The sequence below is a fragment of the Actomonas aquatica genome, from assembly GCF_019679435.2.
Taxonomy (GTDB): domain Bacteria; phylum Verrucomicrobiota; class Verrucomicrobiia; order Opitutales; family Opitutaceae; genus Actomonas; species Actomonas aquatica.
Genome location: NZ_CP139781.1, coordinates 1,393,405 through 1,412,619, shown reverse-complemented (window position 1 = coordinate 1,412,619; position 19,215 = coordinate 1,393,405). Strand labels below are relative to the sequence as shown.

Here is a 19,215-nt window from a genome sequence, read left to right as displayed (position 1 = left end):
AAGTCACGAAAAGGAGGGGCAGGGGTTTTCTTTTTACACCAAGGCCGCAAAGAGAGCGAAGCGAAGGGGAGGGGCTGGCGAGGCGGACCGCTACAAGAGGGGCTTAGGTGCGGAGGTTTTGGGAGACGTGGGTGAGGAGCCAGTCGGCGACTTTTTCGTAGTCCATGTCGTGGTCGGTGCGGTCCCATTGCTCGACGGAGTAGATGCCTTTGAAGCCAGCGGCTTCGGCCATCTGCACGCAGCGATCGAAGTCGTAGGGCTGGTGGTGGCCTTCGGCGTCGAAGCGCACGGCTTTGGCGGAAATGAGGTAAGCGTAGGGCAGGATCTTCTCCAGCGCGGCGAAGCGGGCTTCGTCGCTGTAGTTGCCGAAGTCGGGCAGGGTGTAGAGGTTTTCGGGGCCGGCTTCTTCGCGGATGCGGAGGTGAATATCCGGGTCCATCTCGATGCCGAAGTGGTTTTCGTTGAGGAGCACGATGCGGTGGTCCTGGGCGTAGGTGTTGATCTCGCGGAGGGAAGCGATGGCGTGCTCGATGGGACCGTTGCCGGGGTTGGCGCGCACGCTGGGGGAGCCGAGCACGACGGCGGCGTCGATCCAGCGTTCGACCTCGGCGATGGACTCGGCGCGGCGGGTCGGGTTTTCGGCGGCGAGGTTATAATCGGTGTCGATCTGGATGTTGATCAGGCGCGAACCGGCGGCATCGAGCGCGGCGCGCAGACGGGCGAGGTAGGCGGGTTCGAGCGACTCAAAGTGGTAGCTCCAATACTCGACCTGACTGAGGCCGAAGCGCTGGTGATAATACTCCGGCACATCGAGCAGGGTGAGGGGCGAACCGGGGTGAGGTAGGTTGTCGGAACGCGTCTGCGCGAAGCGGTGACGAAAGATGACCGTGCCCATGGCGAGGCGTTTGCCGTGCTTGAGCGGGGTGTGGGCGAAGCTGCGGGTGGTGAGTCCGACGGTGAGGGCGAGGCCGGTGGAGAACAGGAAGTGACGACGAAGCATGGGGCGGCGAGGAGGCGGAGAGAGCGGAGAGACAGGGAGGGTTTTTACACCAAGGTCGCAAAGAGAGCAAAGGAGGCTGGCTGGGGGCTGAGAGGCAGTGGGGATTGCCGCGAAGAGGCACAAAAATTCACAAAAGGAGCGGGCTGGAGGGAGGCCTTTGCTTTCTTTGCTGGCTTGGTGTGAAATCAGTTCTGTGCGGGGAGGGCGAAGGCGACGTAGCCGCCGTGGCCTTTTTCCTCGGTGGAGCCGATGCCGCTTTCGCGGGATTTGAGGCCCCAGGTGAGCGGGGTGCTGGCGGGGATGACGAGGTATTGGCGGCCGTTGTGTTCATACATGGCAGGCAGGCCTTCGGCGCCCATGGGCAGGGCGCCTTTCCAGAGGACTTTACCGTTATCGGCGTCGAAGGCGTAAACGTGGCCGTCTTTGGCGGTGGAGAATACGAGACCTGTATCCGTTACGATCATACCCATGCGTTGGGAACCGCGCGGGACGCCGGTGCCGGTCATGCCCGCGGCGGCGGCGTCACGATCCTGACCAAGCGGTTGGCGCCATTTGATCACTCCCTTGTTCAGGTCGTAGGCAAGGATGGTCGACCAGGGTGGGGTGATGATGTAGGGGTGGCCGAGTCCGTAGTCGGTGAAGTAACGATCGGCGGGGGCGTCGACGCCGGGTGGATAGTCGTTTTCGCCGCGGTTAAAACGGAAGCCACCGGCGAAGGCCTCTTCATCGGGGAGCGGGGCGCCGCCGGAGGCGACTACGGGGCCCTCGGGTAGGTCTTCTTTTTGCGCTGCCGCAAAGAGCGAGGCGTAGGGGGAAACGCCGTCATCGAGGTAGGTGTAAACGTCGTCGATTTGTTCGTCGGTGAAGTGCGGCAGGGCGGGCATGCGACCGCTGCCATACATGATGGAGCGGGCAACTTGGGTTTGGTTGATCTGGCTGCCGACGGCGAGCAGCGAGGGACCGACATCGGAGCCGGCGCGGTCGGGGCCGTGGCAGGCACCGCAGTAGGTGGCGTAGAGTTTTTCGCCGCGGAGTTTGGCGGCGGCGGTTTCTTCGTCACTGTCGCCTGCGCGGTTGCGCAGGCGCACGGGCTGGCGTTTGGCGAGTTTGTAGAAGGACGGGAAATCCTGGTTGAGCAGGTAAACGATGCCGTCCTCGGGGTGGGCGGCGGAGTTGCCCCAGTTGACGCCACCGACGGCACCGGGGAGGGAGACGACTTCATCGAGGGAGGGTGGCACGTAGAGCCCCTTGCGGGCTTTGGCGACGCGCTCCTGCCAGTGGGCCCGCTCGGCCGGGGTGATGAGCACGGGCGTGATGTCGTCCTCGGTCATGATCTGGCGCGCGTAGGGCGGCAGCGCGGGGACGGGCTGGGTGGGCCAGGCTTCTTCGCCCGGCATGTCGGAGGCGGGGAAGGGTTTTTCCTCGATGGGGAAAATAGGTTCGCCGGTCTCGCGGTTGAAGACGAAGAGGAAACCTTGTTTGGAGGCGGCGGCGACCGCGTCGATGCGCTCGCCGTCGCGTTCGACGGTGATGAGCTGGGGCGCGGAGACGAGGTCGTAGTCCCAGAGGTCGTGGTGCACGGTTTGGAAATGCCAGAGGCGGCGGCCGGTGCGGGCGTCGAGGGCAACAAGACAGTTGCCGAAGAGGTTTTCGCCGAGGCGGTCGGCCCCGTAGAAATCGTAGGACGGTGAGCCGAGCGGGAGGAAGACGATGCCGCGTGCCTCGTCGACGGACATCTCGCCCCAGACGTTGACGCCACCGACGTAGCGGTAGGCTTCCTTGGGCCAGGTTTCGTAGCCGTAGTCGCCGGGCTGGGGAATGGTGTTGAAGCGCCACATGAATTCACCGGTGACGACATCGTAGGCGCGGATGTGGCCGGGGCCGGACAGGTAACCCTCGCCGGGCGAGGAGCCGAGGATGATGAGATTCTCGAAAACGCGGCCGGGCGTGCTAGAGGTGGCGCGGTAAACGGTGGCGGGGTCGCGGAGCATGTTGCGACGGAGGTCAACCATGCCGTTGTCGCCGAAGCTGAGGATTGATTTGCCGGTGCGGGCATCGATGGCCTGCAGGGTGTTGTTGAGGGTGAACAGCAGGCGGCGATCGGAGCCGTCCTCGCTTTCCCAATAACTGATGCCGCGGCGGGAGATGCCGCTGAGGTGGGCGTGTATCCAGATTTCCTTACCGGTATCGAGATCGATCGCGACGAGGGAGTTTTCCTTGGCGAGGACATACATCACGCCGTGGGCGACGACGGGGTTGAACTGGTAGGAACGCTCGTCGCCGGTGGGATACATCCAGGCGATCTCGAGATCGGTCACGTTTTCGCGCGTGATCTGGCTGAGGGTGGTGAACTTGGACTGGTCGTGACCGCCGCCGTAGTCGGACCAGGTGCGGTGCTGGTCGGACGGCGAAGCGAGGAGGAGAGAGGCGGCGAAGGGGAGGAGGGCGAAGGCGGATTTGGCCACGGGGATGGTTTGGGGCTACAGCAAAGCCGCCGCGCAGAGGCGGTGGGGCATCAAGGGGTGAGGGGGTATTGGTGCGCTCGCGGGGCCGGACGGCAACGCGGGGCGGAGAGTGATGGGGACGAAGCGCGCTGACTGTTCAGCGCTCAGTGCGTTGCAGGCGCGCAGCCCAGTCGGTCATCGGCGAATCGGCGTCACTCGGGAAGGGCGGGCTGCGCAGGGTGCCGGCGGCGTCGGTGGTGACGGTTTGGGCGTCGAGCCATGCGCCGGTGCGCGGGTTGAACCAGGTCCACGTGTAGGCGGCGTCGGCGGTGAGGCCGGCGAGGGTGGTCGGCACGGCTTGGTGCTCGAAGTAGAGCAAAGCGTGGGCGGCGTCGGGCGTGCGCATGGCGAAGGACCAGCCGTCGAGTCCGTCGTCGATGGCGCCGGGGGCGGTGCGGGGGGCGAGGGCGTCGTTGGCGAGTTGCAGGTCGCGGTAGGCGGGGCCGAGGGAGAGCACGAAGTCGCGCAGGTGCTGCATCTGGGCGCCGGAGGCGTAGCGCAGGGCGGTCCAGATATGCGGGCGCCAGCCCTCGGGTTCGCCGGTGGTGGTGATGTCGTAGGCGGCGGTGCCATGCACGTGACCGGCGAGGCCGCCGGAGAGGACGGAGCCATACATCTGGGCGCGGGCGAAGTAGATGTCGCGGGCGGAGCCGGCCGTGGGCGTTTCGCCGCCGGGGCGGTTGATTGAGTGGTTCCAGCCGGTGTAGTAGGGCTCGAGGTTGGCGACCGGGTAGGGATCGGGCAGGTTGAAGCTCTCCTCGATAAAGGCGTAGATGGCGTGGTTGCGCGGCTTGTTGCCCACAGTGTGCATGGTGAGCCAGGGGGCGTCGTCGCCGTGGCCGAAGCGACGGTAGGTGGTGCTGTCGATGAGCGTGGTGTAGGGCTGGCCGAAGGGCAGCGGACCGTAGTGCTGATGGTGGTAGGTGAGGGCCTCGTTGAACTCGTGTTCGGTGAGGCTGTAGTTTTCGGGAATCCAATCGAGGTGGATGCCGCTGAAGACCATGTTGTAGGCGCCGTATCGAGAAATCAGATACTGGACGAAGCGGGCGTAGGACGCGTTGAAATCGAAGTAAGCCTTCCAGGACGGCGCGTTGTCGCGGCGGATGGTTTCGAGGAAGGGCACAAAACCCTCCTCTGAGAGGTGCTGCATCTTGCGGTCGAGGCTGCGGAAGTAGGCCGGGTTGATGGAGTCGAAGTCGGCCAGACCCTCGCGGTTGGGGAGGATGGCGAAGGGGCGATTGCCGTGCTCGTCGTGCATGTCCTTGCCGGTGGTGATGGCACCGTCAGCGGTGCTGATCTCACCGTGCGCGGCCCAATGGCCGAACTTTTCCCAGGCGTTGCGAAGGTAGACACCGTCGGCGTTGGCGTAGGTGGCGCCGCGGTGATCGGCCGCCCAGTTGGGGAAGGCGGCGATGAAGGAAACGGAGTTGAAGCCCTGGCGTTTGCGGTAGGCCACGGCCTCCTCAAAGGAGATGCCGGCGGCGGGTTCGTAGTCGGGGGCGGCGCGTTCGCCCCGGTAGGGCAGGCGCCAGGTGGAGGCGGCGAGCCAGGTGTCGCCGAGCCAGAAGAAGGGCGTGCCGTCGGCGTATTGCAGCGCGCGACCGTTGGGGGTGGCACGGATGAAGCCGCGGCGATTGGGATTGGCGTCGTGTTCGGCGGTCGACCATGCGACGGCGCGCAGGTTGCCGCGGCCGGAATTCAGTCCGTCGTCGGTGGGTTGATTGGAGCCGGTGGTCCAGGTCCATTCGCCGGGAGTGGTGGCGACGAAGCGCACGCGGAAGGTATTGCCGCCGTCCCAGAAGCCGTAAACGCGCTGGGCGAAATCGGGGCCACGCAGGTCGATCCAGCAGGTGACGTCGGTGTAGGGATTGGCGTAGGTGCCGTTGGCCTCTAGTTGGATTTCCTGCTGGGTCCAGACATGGACTTCGCCCGATTCGAGGGCGGCGCGGGCGGGGGCAAGGAGCAGGGTGAAGAGCAGGAGCAGGGCGGCAACGGGGGCGAAGCGGCGGAGTGGGGTTCTCGGCATGGTGGCCCATCGATAAACCGAGGGCAGGAAGGCGCAAGGGACGTCGGAGCAAAAGCCGCGGTCGTGCGCACGACGTTGACGAGCGTGGTGATTACGACGGAAGTCAGGACGACGATGGCTACACCTGCAGCAGACGGTCGGAAACACGTGGCGTTGATTTTTGACGACGGGCCAGACGAGGTCTGCGGTCCGGCTTGGCGGGCGTTGTGGGGGGCCGAGAATGTAAAGGTGAGTTGGGCGTATGTTGCAAAGCAGGTGCGGGCCCATCGGGAGGAAGCGCGGGCGATGTTGGCGGCTGGTCATGAGGTGGTGAACCACTCGTTGGCGCATCGACACCCGGCCGAGTGCAGTGATGCGGAGCTGCGGGAAGACATCGTCGAAGCGCAGCGCGTGCTGACGGCCGAGCTTGGGGTAGCGCCACGGTGGTATTGGAAACCCTATGCGGAGGCTGACCCGCGGCAGGCGGCGGGTTGGGCGGAGGCGGAGATTCGCGACTTCGGGTTCACGCACCAGGTCTGGTCACATGATTGGAACCCGGAGGTGGATGCGGCGGCAATTCTGCGTAACGCGACGACCGACGTGCGCGATGGGACGTTGATCAATTTCCACGAGTGGCGGCGGGAGACTCGGGAGCAGATGCCAGCGATCTTGGCGGAGTTGCGGCGGCAGGGATGTGTGTTCCTGACGGTGTCGGAGTTGGCGGCTTACTTGGAAGGCTGATAGGCAACGCAGGTTTTTTTAACCACGGATGCGCCTGAGGCGCACAAGTGGACACGAATGGCTTACTCCTTCGCCTAGGCTTCGGCGCACAGGCCGCCTACCGGCTACGCACTGAAACGTAGCTCATCCAGGGAGGGGGATGGCGTAGCGGTATTGGAGCCGTTCAGGTCTATTCGTGGTTCACAGAACCGCGTTGTGACGGGCCCGGTCCCGGTTGGGGCACAAAAAGACCGCAGTTGGCCAGAACTGCGGTCTCGGAAAATAGGAGAGAGGACGAATCTCGCTTTAGCGGATCTCGGCCATGACGGCGCCGTTTTGCACGCGATCGATCGGGTGCTTGGGGGCGCGGGCGAAGAACTCGATCATGTGGGACACGTTGGTGTAACCACGAGCGATGAGCTTCTTCTCGATTTCTTCCATGGCGTCGCGGAGTTCCACGGCGAGGTCGGAATCGAGTTCGCTGACGGAGTTGTTGCTCTTGTCCACCACGTGGTAGGACGGCGTGTCATCGAGCGCGATCTGGTAGAGGCTGGTCCCGTTGTGGAAGAAGCAGCGGCGCACAAGGCCGAGCTCCTCAAACGCCGCCAAGCAGCGATACACGGTCACGAGGTCGCAGGCGGTGTGCGACAGCTCGGCGTGAATCTGCTCGATGCTGGCGGGCAGCGAGCGCTTGATGAGCGCTTCGAGGATCGCAATGCGCGGCTGGGTGATGCGCAGGCCAGCGCTCTTCAGGCGATTGCAAGCCACTTGGAGAGCAGCGGCGGTCGGCGATTCGTCGTCGTTGCTGGTGGGAAGCGGGTGATTGGTTTGAGTCGAGGCAATCATTGTTTACGGTGGTCCTTTTGACAGAGAGTTACAGTTAGGTAACGCAAAATGTAAACAAGGAGCATCGCTTTACATTCTATTTACAAATGCATTGTCCTGCATGGCATTTTTACAGGTTCGAATCTAGGGTGTTGCACCCGTTGCCTTGGCGGGCAGGTTCCGTTTTATAAGCACAAGATCATGCAAGACTTAGACTTTAGTGAAGTGGTGACACTGATTTGCAAAGAAGATAATCGGTTTCAAAAGCAGGCCTACAATTTTGTGCGACAAGGCCTCGATTTCACCGTCAAGGAATTGAAGAAGAGCGATTCGCGGCGGGCTGGTCGCTCTCTGCACGTCACGGGGGTGGAGTTGCTGATGGGCTTGCGGGCCTACGCGCTCGACCAATATGGCCCGATGGCGCGCACGGTTCTCAATGAATGGGGCATCAAAAAATGCACCCATTTCGGCGATATCGTATTTAACCTCATCGAATACAACGTCTTCAGCAAAACGGAGAAGGACCGTCGGGAGGACTTCTCCGAGGTCTACACCTTCGACGAGGCCTTCGATGAGCCGTTCCTGCCGAAGAAGCCGCTGGGCGCGTGAAGCGACCGGGACGTGGTGGTGGGTCTAATTGGCGAGAATTGACGCGAAGATTGCGCCCGACCACCGGGCAGGCCCTAGTGCGATGACTAAGCGCCGCGGTCCAGCGGTGCTGAAGCCCCCTCATTCTTTTACATGTCTGCTTCCAACGATTTTAAGCTCCTGCGAGCCCTTTGGCGCGATGCGCCGGTGCGCCGCGTGTTGCCGAACGGCCTGACGCTCATCCTCCAACCCGATCCGGCTGCGACCGTGGCCTCGGTGCAAACTTGGGTAAAGACCGGCAGCATCCACGAGGGGGAGCAATTGGGCGCGGGGCTTTCGCACTACCTCGAGCATTTGCTCTTCAAGGGCACCACGCGACGGGCGGGTCGCGAGATCTCGGTCGAGGTGCAGGCTCACGGCGGTTACATCAACGCCTACACGTCCTTCGAGCGCACGGTGTATTACATCGATATCCCGGCGGAGCATGCGCCGGTCGCGATCGATATTCTGGGCGACGCGGTGCTGCACTCCACGCTCCCCGCCGACGAGGTGGAGCGGGAGAAACAGGTCATCCTGCGCGAGATCGACATGGGGCTCGACGACCCCGAGCAACGCCTGTGGCAATCGCTCTTTGAGAGCGTGTATCGGGAACACCCCTACCGGCAGCCGATCATCGGTCATCGCGAGGTGTTTGAGGCCATCGATCGCGACACGCTGTGGCGTTACTATCAGGAGCGTTACGTGCCCAACAACATGGTGCTGGTGATCACGGGCGGCTTCGATCGGGCGGCCGTGGAGGCGGCGGTGGAGCAGCACTTCGGGCAGGCACCGCGCAAGCGTCTGGCGCCGATCTATCTGCCGTCCGAACCACCGGCGTTGTCCCGTCGCACGCAACACATCGAAGACGACGTGGAGATCGTGCGGGGCGCGATGGCTTGGGGCATCCCGGGGCTCACGCATCCGGACGCGGCGGCGCTCGATGTGCTCGCGCTGGTGCTGGGCCACGGCGACAGCTCGATCCTCTGGCAGTCGCTGCGCGAGAAAGCACGGCTGGTGCATTCGATCGACGCGACGAGTTGGAATCCCTCCCAACAGGGTCTGTTCTACGTGAGCATCGTCTGCGATCCGGGTCAGCGCGACGCGGCGCTCAAGGCGGTGGAAAAGGAGCTGCTGCGGGTCCTGCGCAAAGGTTTTACGACGACGCAGATTCGCAAGGCCGTGCGCCAGTTGGTGGTGGGCGAAATCAACGGACGCAAAACCGTCGCGGGCCGCGCGTCGCGCCTGGGTGTGGCGGAGGTCATCGCCGGCGAAATGCTTTTCACCCAGGGCTATTTTGAGCGACTCAAGGCCGTTACGCCGGCGCGCCTGAAGGCCGTGCTCAAAACCTACCTGATCGACGGTCATCCCACGACGGTCTCGCTCAATCCGCGACCTGAGGCGACGGAGGCCGCGGCGGCCGCGAGCGCGGAGTCGGCGGCGCGTAGCGACGCGACGATCACCCGCGAGCAGATGCTCAATGGTGCCCGTCTGCTGCTGCAGCCCGATCGGCGACTCCCCAACCTGCACCTGCGTCTGCTGGCGATGGGCGGACCGATTTTTGAGCAACCCGGCAAACGCGGCGCGACCGCGCTGATGTCGACGTTGTTGGCGCGCGACACGGCCAAACGCTCGGCCGCGAAGGTGGCCGCGGCGATCGAGTCGGTGGGCGGTTCGCTTTCGCCGGTCTTCGGCAACAATACCTTCGGCCTCGCGGTGGAGGTGTTGCCCGACGATGTGGATCTGGCGCTCGATCTGTTGGCCGAAGCGGCGCTCAAGCCGAACTTCACGAAGGAGTCGTTCACCATCGAGCGCGACGCGCAGGTGGCCGACCTGCAGCAGGACGCCGATGACATCGTGACGATCGGTCGGCGGCAGTTGCGCAAACGCTTCTTTGGCGAGCATCCGCTGGCGATCGATGCGCATGGCGAGGTGGCGGATCTGCGCGCGCTGAAACCGGCCGACGTGAAAGCGCTGCACCGCCGCCTGATGGTGGCGTCCAACGTGGTGCTTTCGGTCACGGGGGACTTTGATCCCAAGGTGCTCGCGCCGAAACTGCGCAGCCTGTTGCGGCGTTTCCGCAAAGCCGATTTGGCGGTGGAGTCGCCGACGCTCGCCGGTCCGGCCGAGGTGGCGGACTTTGTCGAAACGCAGCCGCGTCAGCAGGCCGTCGTTTTCCAAGGTTACTTGGGGCCGGGCGTGCGTGCCGAGGATTTCCATGTGGCCGAAGTGGCCGACGAATTGTTCAGCGGCATGTCTTCGCGCCTGTTTGAGCGGGTGCGCGAAGAGAAGGGGCTGGCCTACTACGTGCGTTCGGCGCGGGTGATCGGACTCGATCAGGGCATGTTCTACTTCTTTGCCGGCACGGCGCCGGGCAAGGAAGGCGAGGTGCTGGCCGAAATCGAAGCCGAGATCGCGCGCATGGCTCGCGGGCGCGTGGGCAAGGCCGAGTTGGCGCGGTGTCAGACTCGCTTGTGTGCAGCGCGCCGCATGGGGCTGCAGTCCAACGGCTCGAAGGCGATGCACGCGGCGCTCAATGAACTCTACGGCACGCCGTTGGATGACGGCGCGGACTACGAAGCCAAGGTGAACGCGGTGACGGCGAAGACGCTGGCGGACTTTGCCAAGCGTTACCTGAACCGCCGCGCCTGCACTCAATTGGTCGTGCGACCGTGACGCCGCCACCGCTCGCCGCGCTGTTTCCGCCGGAGGATTTTGGCTTCCGACTCACGCTCAAGCGGGGCGAGTTGCGGGCGTTTTTCGCCGCTTCGGACGACGCGCCGACGGTGCTCGCGGAGCGGCGCCGTTGGCTGGCGGAACGGCCGCAGGACTCTGTGATCGAGGACCCGGAGAGTGCGCCGGCGTGGGCGGAGTTGGCGGGCGCGATCGGCGTGAGCGCGTCGGAGCCGCGGGCGTTGGGGGCGCAGGTCGAGCCGGACGTGGTGTTGCTGCGGCGCGATGAAGTGGGGGCTTTTCGGGTGCGCAGCGGCGTGGTGGTGTTTCCGACCAGTTGGGCGCTGCCAGAGAAGGCCGGACTGACGCTGGCGGAGACCCATGACGTGGTGCCGGGACTCAACGCGCAGATCGGCGCGGCCATCGACCGTTTCCTCGATCGGCTGAAACCGGGCGCGGCGGCGATGCGCGCCAACTGGGGATTGGCGGCGACGGCGGAGCTGAATTTGCACCCGGCGCTGGGGCGACCGCGCTTGCGGGCCGACACACCGTTGGAGTCGGTGTGGCTGCGCGTGGAGCATCAGATTCTCGCGGCCTTGCCGGAGAGTGGGGCGATCGTGTTTGGCATCCGCATCGCGTTGCATCCGTGGGGCGAAGTGGTGGCCGATGCCACGGCGCGCACAGGCTTGCGGCGGGCGTTGGCCACGATGCCGGAGCGCGTCGCGGCCTACAAAGGACTGGCGGGGATTCGCGCACGTTTGGTGGCGGAGCTGGGGGAGGCGTGAGCGCTCCCGGTCGGCGGCGGTTCAGCAGCCTTTGATGGCTCCGCCGGACCAACCGAGCTTCTGGCGGACGACCGCAAAGTGGTTGTAGGTGGAGTGGTTGATCAGGCGTAGTTTTTTATCGGATACCGTGATGTGCACCGGGTTGCCCTCGCAGATGCTGATGTTGCGCTGACCATCGACGGCCACCAGCAGGCAGGCCTCGCTGTGGCGGGGGATGACGCGCAGCTGCACATCCTGGCGAAAGATGATGGAGCGGTTGCTCAAGGTGTGCGGGCAGATCGGCGTGAGCACGATGGTCTCCGCGGTGGGGTGGATGAGCGGGCCGCCCGCGGAAAGGTTGTAGGCGGTGGAGCCGGTGGGGCTGGAAAAGATGAGACCGTCGCAGGAGTAGGTGGTGACAAACTCGTCGTCGGCGAAGAGGGACAGCTCCACCAGGCGGGAGTGGCGCTCGTCTTTGATGAGCACGTCGTTGAGGGCGAGGTCGTGCTGGCCGGGGGCAGAGGAACAGTCGAGCAGGGCGCGCTCGGAGATGGTGTAGTTGCCAGCGATGATATCGGCGAAATACTCGCGGGCCTGCTCGGCGGAAAACGTGGTGAGGAAGCCGAGGCTGCCGCGGTTGACGCCGATGATGGGCACGTTGGAGCGGGCGGCGGCGCGCGTGACGCCAAGCAAGGTGCCATCACCGCCGATCACGCAGCAGGAATCGCAGTCTTCCAGGAAGTCGTCGGCCACAGGGTAGTCGGAGGTCGTTTTGACGGTGGCACCGGCCTCGGTGGCGATGGCCATGAGGTCGTGCGCGATGTCGGCCGCGCCCTCTTTCTGGGCGTTGATGACAAAGGCGAGATGGCGGAGAGGCGTCATGGTCGGCAAAGGAAGATCGGTCCGGGCGATGTCCGACAAGGGACACGTTTTGACCAAACCAGCAAGTGCTTGGGGTTGGCCATCATAGAATCGGCGCGGGGGCGCGAGGGGGCTTACTTTTGGAGGCCGAGGAGGAACTCGCGATTGCCGTCGGTGCCCTCGATGGGGGAGTCGATGGTGCCGATGAGGGTGGCACCGGGAAGCTCTGCGAGGGCGAAGTCGCGGATACCGGAGAGCACGGCCTCGTGCACGGCCGGATCGCGGATGATGCCGCGGCCCTTGTCGACCTCGGCTTTGCCGGCTTCGAACTGGGGTTTGACGAGGGCGATGAGGCGTCCGCCGGGGGCGAGGAGGGGCCATACGGCGGGGAGCACCTGGCGCAAGGAGATGAAGGACAGGTCCATCACGATGGCATCGTAGTCGGCGCGGGGCAGGTCGGCGGCGGTGACGTGGCGGGCGTTGAGTTTTTCGATGTTGGTGACGCGGGGGTCGGCGCGGAGTTTGGCGTGGAGCTGGGCGCGGCCGACATCGATGCAGACCACGTCGGCGGCACCGGCCTGGAGGGCGCAGTCGGTGAACCCCCCGGTGGAGGCGCCGACATCGAGCACGTGGGCGTCGGTGAGGGAGAGGTCGAAGTGTGCGAGGAAGCCCTGGAGTTTTTCGCCGCCGCGGCTGACAAAGCGGGGCGGTTGTTCGACTTCGATTTCGATGTCGCTGGGGTAGGTCTTGCCCGGTTTATCGAGACGCGTGGTGCCGTGGCGCACGCGACCGCTCATGATGAGGCCCTTGGCCTGAGCGCGGGAGGTGGCCAGGTCGCGGGCGACGAGGAGTTCGTCGAGACGTTGTTTGGGGGCGGAACTCATGCGAGAAGGGGGGCGATCAGCGACGGATGATGTCGGGCATAAAGCCCGACCCACACGGCGAGGCGGAACGGGAATGTGGGTCGGGCTTTATGCCCGACATGGGTTGGGCCGAGGCGAATCGGATCATGGCGTGGTCTCGCGGAGGAGTTGGCGGGCGGGGGACCAGCAGGTGGTGCGGCCGCCGATTTCGGCGCGGGCGAGGTGAACCTTGGTGCGGGGGCAAATGCCGCCGTTGCGCCAACGGTGGTTGAAGAGCCAGGTGTCGGGGATGCCGACGTTGAGGTCGTGCGGCAGCAGGTCACCGGCCCCGGCGATGTTTTTGAGCGCGAGCCGGCAAACGGTGCGGATCTCGCGATAGAGGGTTTTGATTTCGGCGGCGGTGAGAGAACCGGCGGGCTGCGCCGGATGGAGGGCGGCGCGCCAGAGAATTTCGTCGGCCATCCAATTGCCGATGCCGGGGAAACGTTCCTGCATGAGCAGCACGGCCTTGAGGGGGGCGCGGGCCCGGCGTTGGAGAAAGGCGGTGAGGGCGGCGCGCGTGAAGGCGGAAGACAGCAGGGAGGGCGCGATGCGGGTCCACCAGTCGGGGGCGTCGGGGCCCGGCGCGAAACGCACGCCGCCGAACATGCGGGGATCGGTGAACACGAGGCTGACGTTTTCCAAATCGAGCACGAGGTGGTCGTGTTTGCCGGCGGGAGTGCCGAGCGGGGCGGTGGTGAGCTCGCCGCTCATGCCGAGGTGGACGCCGAGCCAGGCGCCGGAATCGAAGCGGAAGGCCATTTGTTTGGCGGCAGTCTCGGAGCTGGTGAATGTCGCGCCGGTGAGGGCGCGGCGGATGCTGGCGGCGGGGGCCTCGCGGAAGGTCTTTTTGCCGGCGTGGACGCGCACCTTGGTCACGCGCTGCCCGGCACCGGCGAGGTGCCAGCGCTTGCGGTAGAATTCGACCTCGGCGAGTTCGGGCATGGCGGGAGCTGAAGGCAGGGGCGGCGACAGGACAAGTCTTGTGGGGGATTGAAACGGCGGCGATTTGTGACACTGATGCGGACGTGCCGAACGATACCCCCTCCAAACTGTCGGTGAATCCACTCAAAGGCGTGAGCCGTCTGGGCCGCTGGTTGATGTCGGGCTTGAGCGGGGCGAATCCCTTTACGAGCGGTGCGCCGTCACCGAAGGCGCGACCCGGCGAATCGCCCGGCATCGAATCGATCGCGGGACTCGATGAACCGCCGGATCCAGAGGCCGTGCGGGTGTATTGGTGCGACTACACGGCCGATCGTATCGAGTGGCATCAGGGCACGGTGGATGAGTTTCATGCGTCCAAGCGGCCGGAGTGGTCGACGGCGCGTTGGGTGAATGTGGATGGCCTGCACCCCTATGCGGTGAATCAGCTGCGCAAAAAGTATAAGTTCCATACGCTGACGGCGGAGGACATCCTGCGCACCTCGCAGCGACCGAAAATGGAGCTCTACGAAAACCACCTTTTCACGGTGGTGCGCATGATGCGGCTGGAAGGGGAGGTGCTGAAACAGGAGCAGGTGAGCATGCTGCTTTACGAGCGCACGGTGATCACGTTTCAGGAGATTCCGGGCGACGTGTGGGGACCGATCCGTGAGCGGTTGAAGCGGGCGGGCGGGCGTCTCCGTTCACTGGATACGTCGTATCTGTTTTACGCGCTGCTGGATGCGGTGGTGGACCATTTTTATCCGATTCTGGAAACCTACGGTCTGCGGCTGGAGCAGTTGGAAGAGGTGGTGTTGGACGATCCGGGGCCTTCGGTGCAGCGCGACATCCACGGCGTGAAGCGAGAGTTGTCGGTGCTGCGGCGGGTGATGTGGCCGTTGCGCGAAGTGGCGAACGAGTTGCAACGCTCGGAGACGACGTTGATCGATGCGGAGGTGCGGACCTTCCTGCGCGACGTTTACGACCATGCGCTCCAGATCATGGAAATCGTGGAGATGCACCGGGAGCAGGCGGCGAGTCTGAACGATTTGTATATGTCGGCGGTGGGCAACCGGATGAACGAGATCATGAAGGTGCTCACCATCATGGCTTCGTTCTTCATCCCGATCACTTTTGTGGCCGGGGTGTATGGGATGAATTTTGACTACATCCCCGAGCTGTCATGGAGATACAGCTACGCCGTGTTCTGGGGGGCGTGTATTTCGATTTCGGGCGGGCTGGCGTTCTACTTCTGGCGGCGGGGGTGGATCGGGCGGAAGTAGGAGGGGCTGGCCGAGAGGCAGGTTAGCCGAGGCTGGAAGCCTCGGCCACGATGGGTGGCGGGCCGAGGGGCAGGTCGGAGCGGCCGAGACGGCCGCTGCTACACACTCGGACGGGGATGTAGCCGCGGGCGTGTCGCCCGCGTTCGTCGTAGGGGATGCCGACGGGGGCGTCGGCGATCCCACGCGGCAGGTTAGCCGAGGCTGGAAGCCTCGGCCACGGTGGGTGACGGGCTGAGGGGCAGGGGGAGCGGGCGAGATCGCCGCGTTCGCGGGACTACTTGCCTTAGAAGACCCAGTTGTAGTGGAAGCTGGAGAGCTTCTTGGGTTTGGCGTCGGTGACTTGGACGACGTCCTCGATGCGGCAGCCGCCCAAGCCCGGGTAGTAGAGGCCCGGTTCGACCGTGACGACCATGCCCTTCTTGAGCTTGCGGTGCACGGAGCCGAGGCGGGGGGATTCGTGAATGGCGAGACCGAGGCCATGACCGGTGCCGTGGAAGAAGCCGACGGCGCCTTCGGCGGTGCGTTCGGTTTTGTAGCCGAGTTCATCGAAGACGCGGTTGGACTCGGCGTGCACGGAGTCGGCGTAGACGCCGGCCTTGATGGCTTTGGTGGCGGCCTTTTGGGCCTTGGCGACGGCGGCGACGAGGTCGCGTTGGACGTCGCTGGGTTCGCCACGCAGGAAGGTGCGGGTCATGTCGCCCCAGTAACCGGTTTTGAACATGCGCGGGAAGATATCGAGAATGATGAGGTCGTGCGGACGGAGCGGTCCGGAGCCGCGGCAGTGCGGGTCACAACCCTGGTCACCGCCGGCCACGATGGCGTCGGCCGGGAAACCGCCGGCGGCGATACAGGCGGTTTGGATGGCGGTGCGCACCATCTCGCTGGTGAGCGTCTTGCCCTTGTAAACGAGGCGGCGGCCTTTGATTTCGGAGGCGCGCAGCATGGCCTCGGCGGCGGCGAAACCGGCGGAGGCGCAGCGGTTGCCTTCGCGGATCCATTTGGCTTCGTCGTCGGACTTGATCTCGCGGTCGGGGAAGACGGCACCGTCGATGATCTGCAGGTCGATGCCCATATCGAGGAGCTTCACCAGAATGGCAGACGGGAAATCCTCCGGCACGTCGAAGGAGGCGATTTTGAGGCGCTTGGCGAGGGCGGCGATGTGATCGGAGGGGCCGGGCTGTTCGACGCCGGCTTCCTGGGCGGCGGCGGTCAGTTCTTCGAGCGGGATGATTTGGTCGAAGGACGACTCTTTGAGGGCGCGGCCGTATTCGAGGGCGTTGAGCACGCCGATGCGTTTGCTGCCGACCTGGACGGCAATGAACGGGTCATGCACCTCGAAGCCGCAGAAGTAGCGGAGGTCGAGGGAGCGGAGGGTTTCGTCGAAGAAAAGAAGCGCGGATTTTGGCACGGGAGGGAATGGTATGGAGGTTGAATTTCGAACTGGGGCCGATTAGCCAACGCGTTGATGAAAAACGCAAATCCGGTTTCGTGGCGATGGAGTGTGGGCCTGGCCCTTTTGGCGTCCTTCATGTTGACGGCCTGTGGCCAAACGAAGGAGTCCGAGACCGTGGCACCGAAGACGGTGCAGGATTGGTTTTCGATCTCGGTGGGGGATACGACGGTGGATATGCAGCTCGCCATGCGCATGACCGAGATGCAGCGGGGGCTGATGGGGCGCACCGACCTGACGGACCGCCAGGGCATGTTGTTTCTCTACCGCGAACCGCAGGTGTTGAGTTTCTGGATGCGCAATACGCCGACGGCGCTGGACATCGGTTTCTTCACCAACGACGGTGTGCTGCGCGAGGTGTATCCGATGTATCCCTACGACGAGACGTCGGTGCGCTCCTTCCGCGACGATGTGCAATACGCGCTCGAGTTGAAGCAGGGCGGATTCGCCGAACTCGGCATCAAGCTGGGCGACAAGCTCGACCTGGCCGCGCTCAAGGCGGCGGTGGAAGCACGCGGTTTCCGCGTGCATGACTACGCCGGCTTGGAAGACGTGGAGTGAGAGCAGCGGTGGTCGGGCGACGGTCGGGTGACGGTCGCGGCTCGACCCGAAGTCGAACCCGACACGTTTAGGCGCTTAGCCGAGGTTGCCGCGGCGGGCGTCTTTGTCGGTCTTCTCGGTCGGGATCTTGTTGTCGGTGCGGAGCATGAGCACCGGTTCCTTGGTTTTGACCCACATGCCGGCTTCCTTGAAGTGTTTGGCGGCGACGTTTTCGAGGGCCTCGCCGACGGTGGTGGCCGGGAGGAGACGACCACGTTTGGTGGCGTTAAAATCGTAGGCGGCGCGGTTGATGCGCTCTTGGGTGGAGGCGGGGCTTTCGCCCTCGGGGATCTGCACGACCCAGCCGGCGAAGTCGGCGTCCTCGGGGAGTTTGCCCTCCGGATCGGACACCAGAATGCACCACTGCTTTTTGACGGGCGGCGGCTTCTCCTCACCGGCCTCCTGCTCCAGGACGGCGTTGATTTCCGAGACGATTTGGTTGAGCAGCTTGGGATCAACTTCGTTACGTTTCAGGATATCGGCGACTTGGTTTACATCGATTTTGGGCATGGCGGAGAAAAGGGATTTGGCTCACGAAGGGGGCACACATGAGTGACGAAGTAAAGGCCCAGCGTGACGACGAGGTTTTTGATGTGGTGAATGCCGAGGATGAGGTGATCGGGCAGGCCACGCGCAAGGCGGTGCATACGCAGGGGTTGTGGCATCGGGCGATTCACGTGCTGGTGTTTAACCGCGCAGGTGAGGTGTTTTTGCAAAAACGCTCGATGGCGAAGGACATGGCCCCGGGATGTTGGGACTCCTCGTGTTCCGGGCATCTCGATGCCGGGGAGGATTACGATGTGGCGGCGGTGCGGGAGCTGGAGGAGGAGATCGGGGTGACGGTGTCGTTTCCGCCGAAGCGCTGGATCTACGAACGTCCCTCGGAGGCGACGGGCTGGGAGTTCGTGTGGGTTTACCATTTGGAGCACGAAGGACCGTTTGAACTGCATCCGGCGGAAATCGACGAAGGGCGCTGGTGGGGCGTGGGCGAAGTGAGCGCGGCGATTGAGGCGGAGCCGGAGGCCTTCGCGCCCGCGTTCCGGTTGCTGTGGTGGCGGTTGGTGGGCGAGGGGAAGCTGGGATGATCGGGATGAGGGGATTTTTGATTTTGGATTCTTGATTTTCGAAGGGGGGCGGAACGGGGAGGGGGAAATTGGGTAGGGGATGGCCCATCGTTTGGGGGGATTTCGCTTTGGGGGGCGTTAGGTCACGTGAATCCACCTCTATCCCAAACGCTCATGATTCCCAAACGATTGCCACTTTTGGCTCTGCTCACGTGTGTGCTCGGCACCACGTTTTTGTCGGCTCAGGTCACCTTCACCATCACGGCCACCGCGAACTCCACTGCAGAAGGTTACACCAGTGGGGCCAGTTACACCTTCATCTTCACGACCGATGGATCGCGGTCGGCGACGGATTATGGGTCGGCGGGCAGTTACCAGGGCTCTCCCTACTACGAAACCACCTTGTCGTCTGAAACGGACATCTGGTCCTCCATCTCGGGCACGGGTTTGGCGGGCTCGTATATTACGCCATCTGGCGACGCTACGTTCTCCAAACTCAACGTGACCGGGTCTCCCGGGCTGACGTTCGAGGCCACGGACGAAACGGAATCAGGCGGGGAGGATCCCCTTTATACCGGTGATATTGGACTAAACTCCCTGGGGGGCACGGATTTGGTATCCATCCGCGCGAATGTTTCTGGGTCTCCGTTCCCGGATTTCAGCGAGGGTAACCTCGACTCGGATGTGGCGACTTACTTCAGCGATTTCACCGGAACCTACAGCAGTCCCTTTTCGGGGGATGATTGGTTGCAGTTGCAATTCTACACCAACGGAGACGGCAGCCCGGAAAACTATTCGGCTTGGTTTACGGTCAATTCGGTGAGAATCGCCACTTCGGCGGTGCCGGAGCCGGGGACGTATGCGCTGATCTTTGGTTGCGGGGTGCTGGGATGGGCCGGTTGGCGGCGGCGACGCAGCCAGTTGGCCGCCTGATTTTAAGGCAAAGCCCGGCCAAGGTTGGCCGGGCTTTTTTGTGTGTGGGGCCAGATGCCTTGTGCCCCGACACGTAGCTGCGCTTG

The 19,215-nt window shown here is 64.0% G+C and carries 17 protein-coding genes; 8 read left to right on the top strand and 9 right to left on the bottom strand.

Going from position 1 to position 19,215, the window contains the following annotated elements; genetic code table 11:
- Window positions 1-103 precede the first annotated feature (103 nt).
- The 3 genes from K1X11_RS05355 to K1X11_RS05345 form a co-directional block, all read right to left on the bottom strand.
- Window positions 104-1,000: a sugar phosphate isomerase/epimerase family protein gene (locus tag K1X11_RS05355; RefSeq protein WP_221031918.1), complete on the bottom strand. Its 897-nt coding sequence runs from the start codon at window positions 998-1,000 to the stop codon at window positions 104-106.
- A gap of 185 nt (window positions 1,001-1,185) precedes the next feature.
- Entirely contained in the window at window positions 1,186-3,465 is a 2,280-nt protein-coding gene (locus tag K1X11_RS05350; protein WP_221031917.1) for an outer membrane protein assembly factor BamB family protein, read from the bottom strand.
- Between the two features lie 136 nt (window positions 3,466-3,601).
- Window positions 3,602-5,530 (bottom strand): DUF5060 domain-containing protein, encoded by a 1,929-nt coding sequence (locus K1X11_RS05345; protein ID WP_221031916.1) that lies wholly within the window; start codon window positions 5,528-5,530, stop codon window positions 3,602-3,604.
- A 114-nt stretch (window positions 5,531-5,644) separates the two neighbouring features.
- Between K1X11_RS05345 and K1X11_RS05340 the strand changes: the two genes are divergently transcribed.
- Complete coding sequence (locus tag K1X11_RS05340; protein WP_221031915.1) at window positions 5,645-6,250, top strand: polysaccharide deacetylase family protein; 606 nt, start codon at window positions 5,645-5,647, stop codon at window positions 6,248-6,250.
- Between the two features lie 285 nt (window positions 6,251-6,535).
- Here the strand turns inward: K1X11_RS05340 and K1X11_RS05335 are convergent, their stop codons facing one another.
- The gene (locus tag K1X11_RS05335) at window positions 6,536-7,075 is read right to left on the bottom strand and encodes a Fur family transcriptional regulator (protein WP_221031914.1); all 540 of its coding nucleotides are present in this window, start codon (window positions 7,073-7,075) and stop codon (window positions 6,536-6,538) included.
- Between the two features lie 180 nt (window positions 7,076-7,255).
- Between K1X11_RS05335 and K1X11_RS05330 the strand changes: the two genes are divergently transcribed.
- The 3 genes from K1X11_RS05330 (at window position 7,256) to K1X11_RS05320 (ending at window position 11,136) form a co-directional block, all read left to right on the top strand.
- Window positions 7,256-7,663, top strand: coding sequence for a Minf_1886 family protein (locus tag K1X11_RS05330; RefSeq protein WP_221031913.1), 408 nt, complete (start codon window positions 7,256-7,258; stop codon window positions 7,661-7,663).
- Between the two features lie 132 nt (window positions 7,664-7,795).
- A complete protein-coding gene (locus K1X11_RS05325; protein ID WP_221031912.1) occupies window positions 7,796-10,354 on the top strand; it encodes a M16 family metallopeptidase in 2,559 nt (852 codons plus the stop codon).
- Window positions 10,351-11,136, top strand: coding sequence for a heme-dependent oxidative N-demethylase subunit alpha family protein (locus K1X11_RS05320; RefSeq protein WP_221031911.1), 786 nt, complete (start codon window positions 10,351-10,353; stop codon window positions 11,134-11,136). Before K1X11_RS05325 ends, K1X11_RS05320 begins: the two co-directional genes overlap by 4 nt.
- Window positions 11,137-11,157: 21 nt before the next feature.
- On the opposite strand, the gene K1X11_RS05315 is transcribed toward K1X11_RS05320, so the two are convergent.
- The 3 genes from K1X11_RS05315 to K1X11_RS05305 all read right to left on the bottom strand — a co-directional run bounded on the left by K1X11_RS05315 (window position 11,158) and on the right by K1X11_RS05305 (window position 13,823).
- Window positions 11,158-11,997, bottom strand: a complete 840-nt coding sequence (locus K1X11_RS05315; RefSeq protein WP_221031910.1) for an NAD(+)/NADH kinase — start codon at window positions 11,995-11,997, stop codon at window positions 11,158-11,160.
- Between the two features lie 113 nt (window positions 11,998-12,110).
- A complete protein-coding gene (locus tag K1X11_RS05310; RefSeq protein WP_221031909.1) occupies window positions 12,111-12,860 on the bottom strand; it encodes a TlyA family RNA methyltransferase in 750 nt (249 codons plus the stop codon).
- 123 nt (window positions 12,861-12,983) lie between these two features.
- A complete protein-coding gene (locus tag K1X11_RS05305) occupies window positions 12,984-13,823 on the bottom strand; it encodes an Fpg/Nei family DNA glycosylase (RefSeq protein ID WP_221031908.1) in 840 nt (279 codons plus the stop codon).
- An 83-nt stretch (window positions 13,824-13,906) separates the two neighbouring features.
- Between K1X11_RS05305 and corA the strand changes: the two genes are divergently transcribed.
- Entirely contained in the window at window positions 13,907-15,082 is a 1,176-nt protein-coding gene (gene corA / locus K1X11_RS05300; RefSeq protein WP_324726103.1) for a magnesium/cobalt transporter CorA, read from the top strand.
- A 283-nt stretch (window positions 15,083-15,365) separates the two neighbouring features.
- Here corA and K1X11_RS05295 read toward each other — a convergent pair whose 3' ends face one another.
- Window positions 15,366-16,490, bottom strand: coding sequence for a M24 family metallopeptidase (locus K1X11_RS05295; protein ID WP_221031906.1), 1,125 nt, complete (start codon window positions 16,488-16,490; stop codon window positions 15,366-15,368).
- Window positions 16,491-16,610: 120 nt separating this feature from the next.
- Between K1X11_RS05295 and K1X11_RS05290 the strand changes: the two genes are divergently transcribed.
- Entirely contained in the window at window positions 16,611-17,093 is a 483-nt protein-coding gene (locus tag K1X11_RS05290; protein ID WP_225919554.1) for a DUF192 domain-containing protein, read from the top strand.
- Between the two features lie 75 nt (window positions 17,094-17,168).
- Here the strand turns inward: K1X11_RS05290 and K1X11_RS05285 are convergent, their stop codons facing one another.
- Window positions 17,169-17,642 carry a hypothetical protein gene (locus K1X11_RS05285; protein ID WP_221031904.1) on the bottom strand — a complete coding sequence of 158 codons (474 nt, stop codon included), beginning with the start codon at window positions 17,640-17,642 and terminating at the stop codon, window positions 17,169-17,171.
- 38 nt (window positions 17,643-17,680) lie between these two features.
- Here K1X11_RS05285 and K1X11_RS05280 point away from each other — a divergent pair, with 38 nt between their 5' ends.
- Both K1X11_RS05280 and K1X11_RS05275 read left to right on the top strand, forming a co-directional pair.
- Window positions 17,681-18,217: an NUDIX hydrolase gene (locus tag K1X11_RS05280; RefSeq protein WP_221031903.1), complete on the top strand. Its 537-nt coding sequence runs from the start codon at window positions 17,681-17,683 to the stop codon at window positions 18,215-18,217.
- A gap of 153 nt (window positions 18,218-18,370) precedes the next feature.
- Window positions 18,371-19,129, top strand: coding sequence for a PEP-CTERM sorting domain-containing protein (locus tag K1X11_RS05275; RefSeq protein ID WP_221031902.1), 759 nt, complete (start codon window positions 18,371-18,373; stop codon window positions 19,127-19,129).
- Window positions 19,130-19,215: the final 86 nt, after the last annotated feature.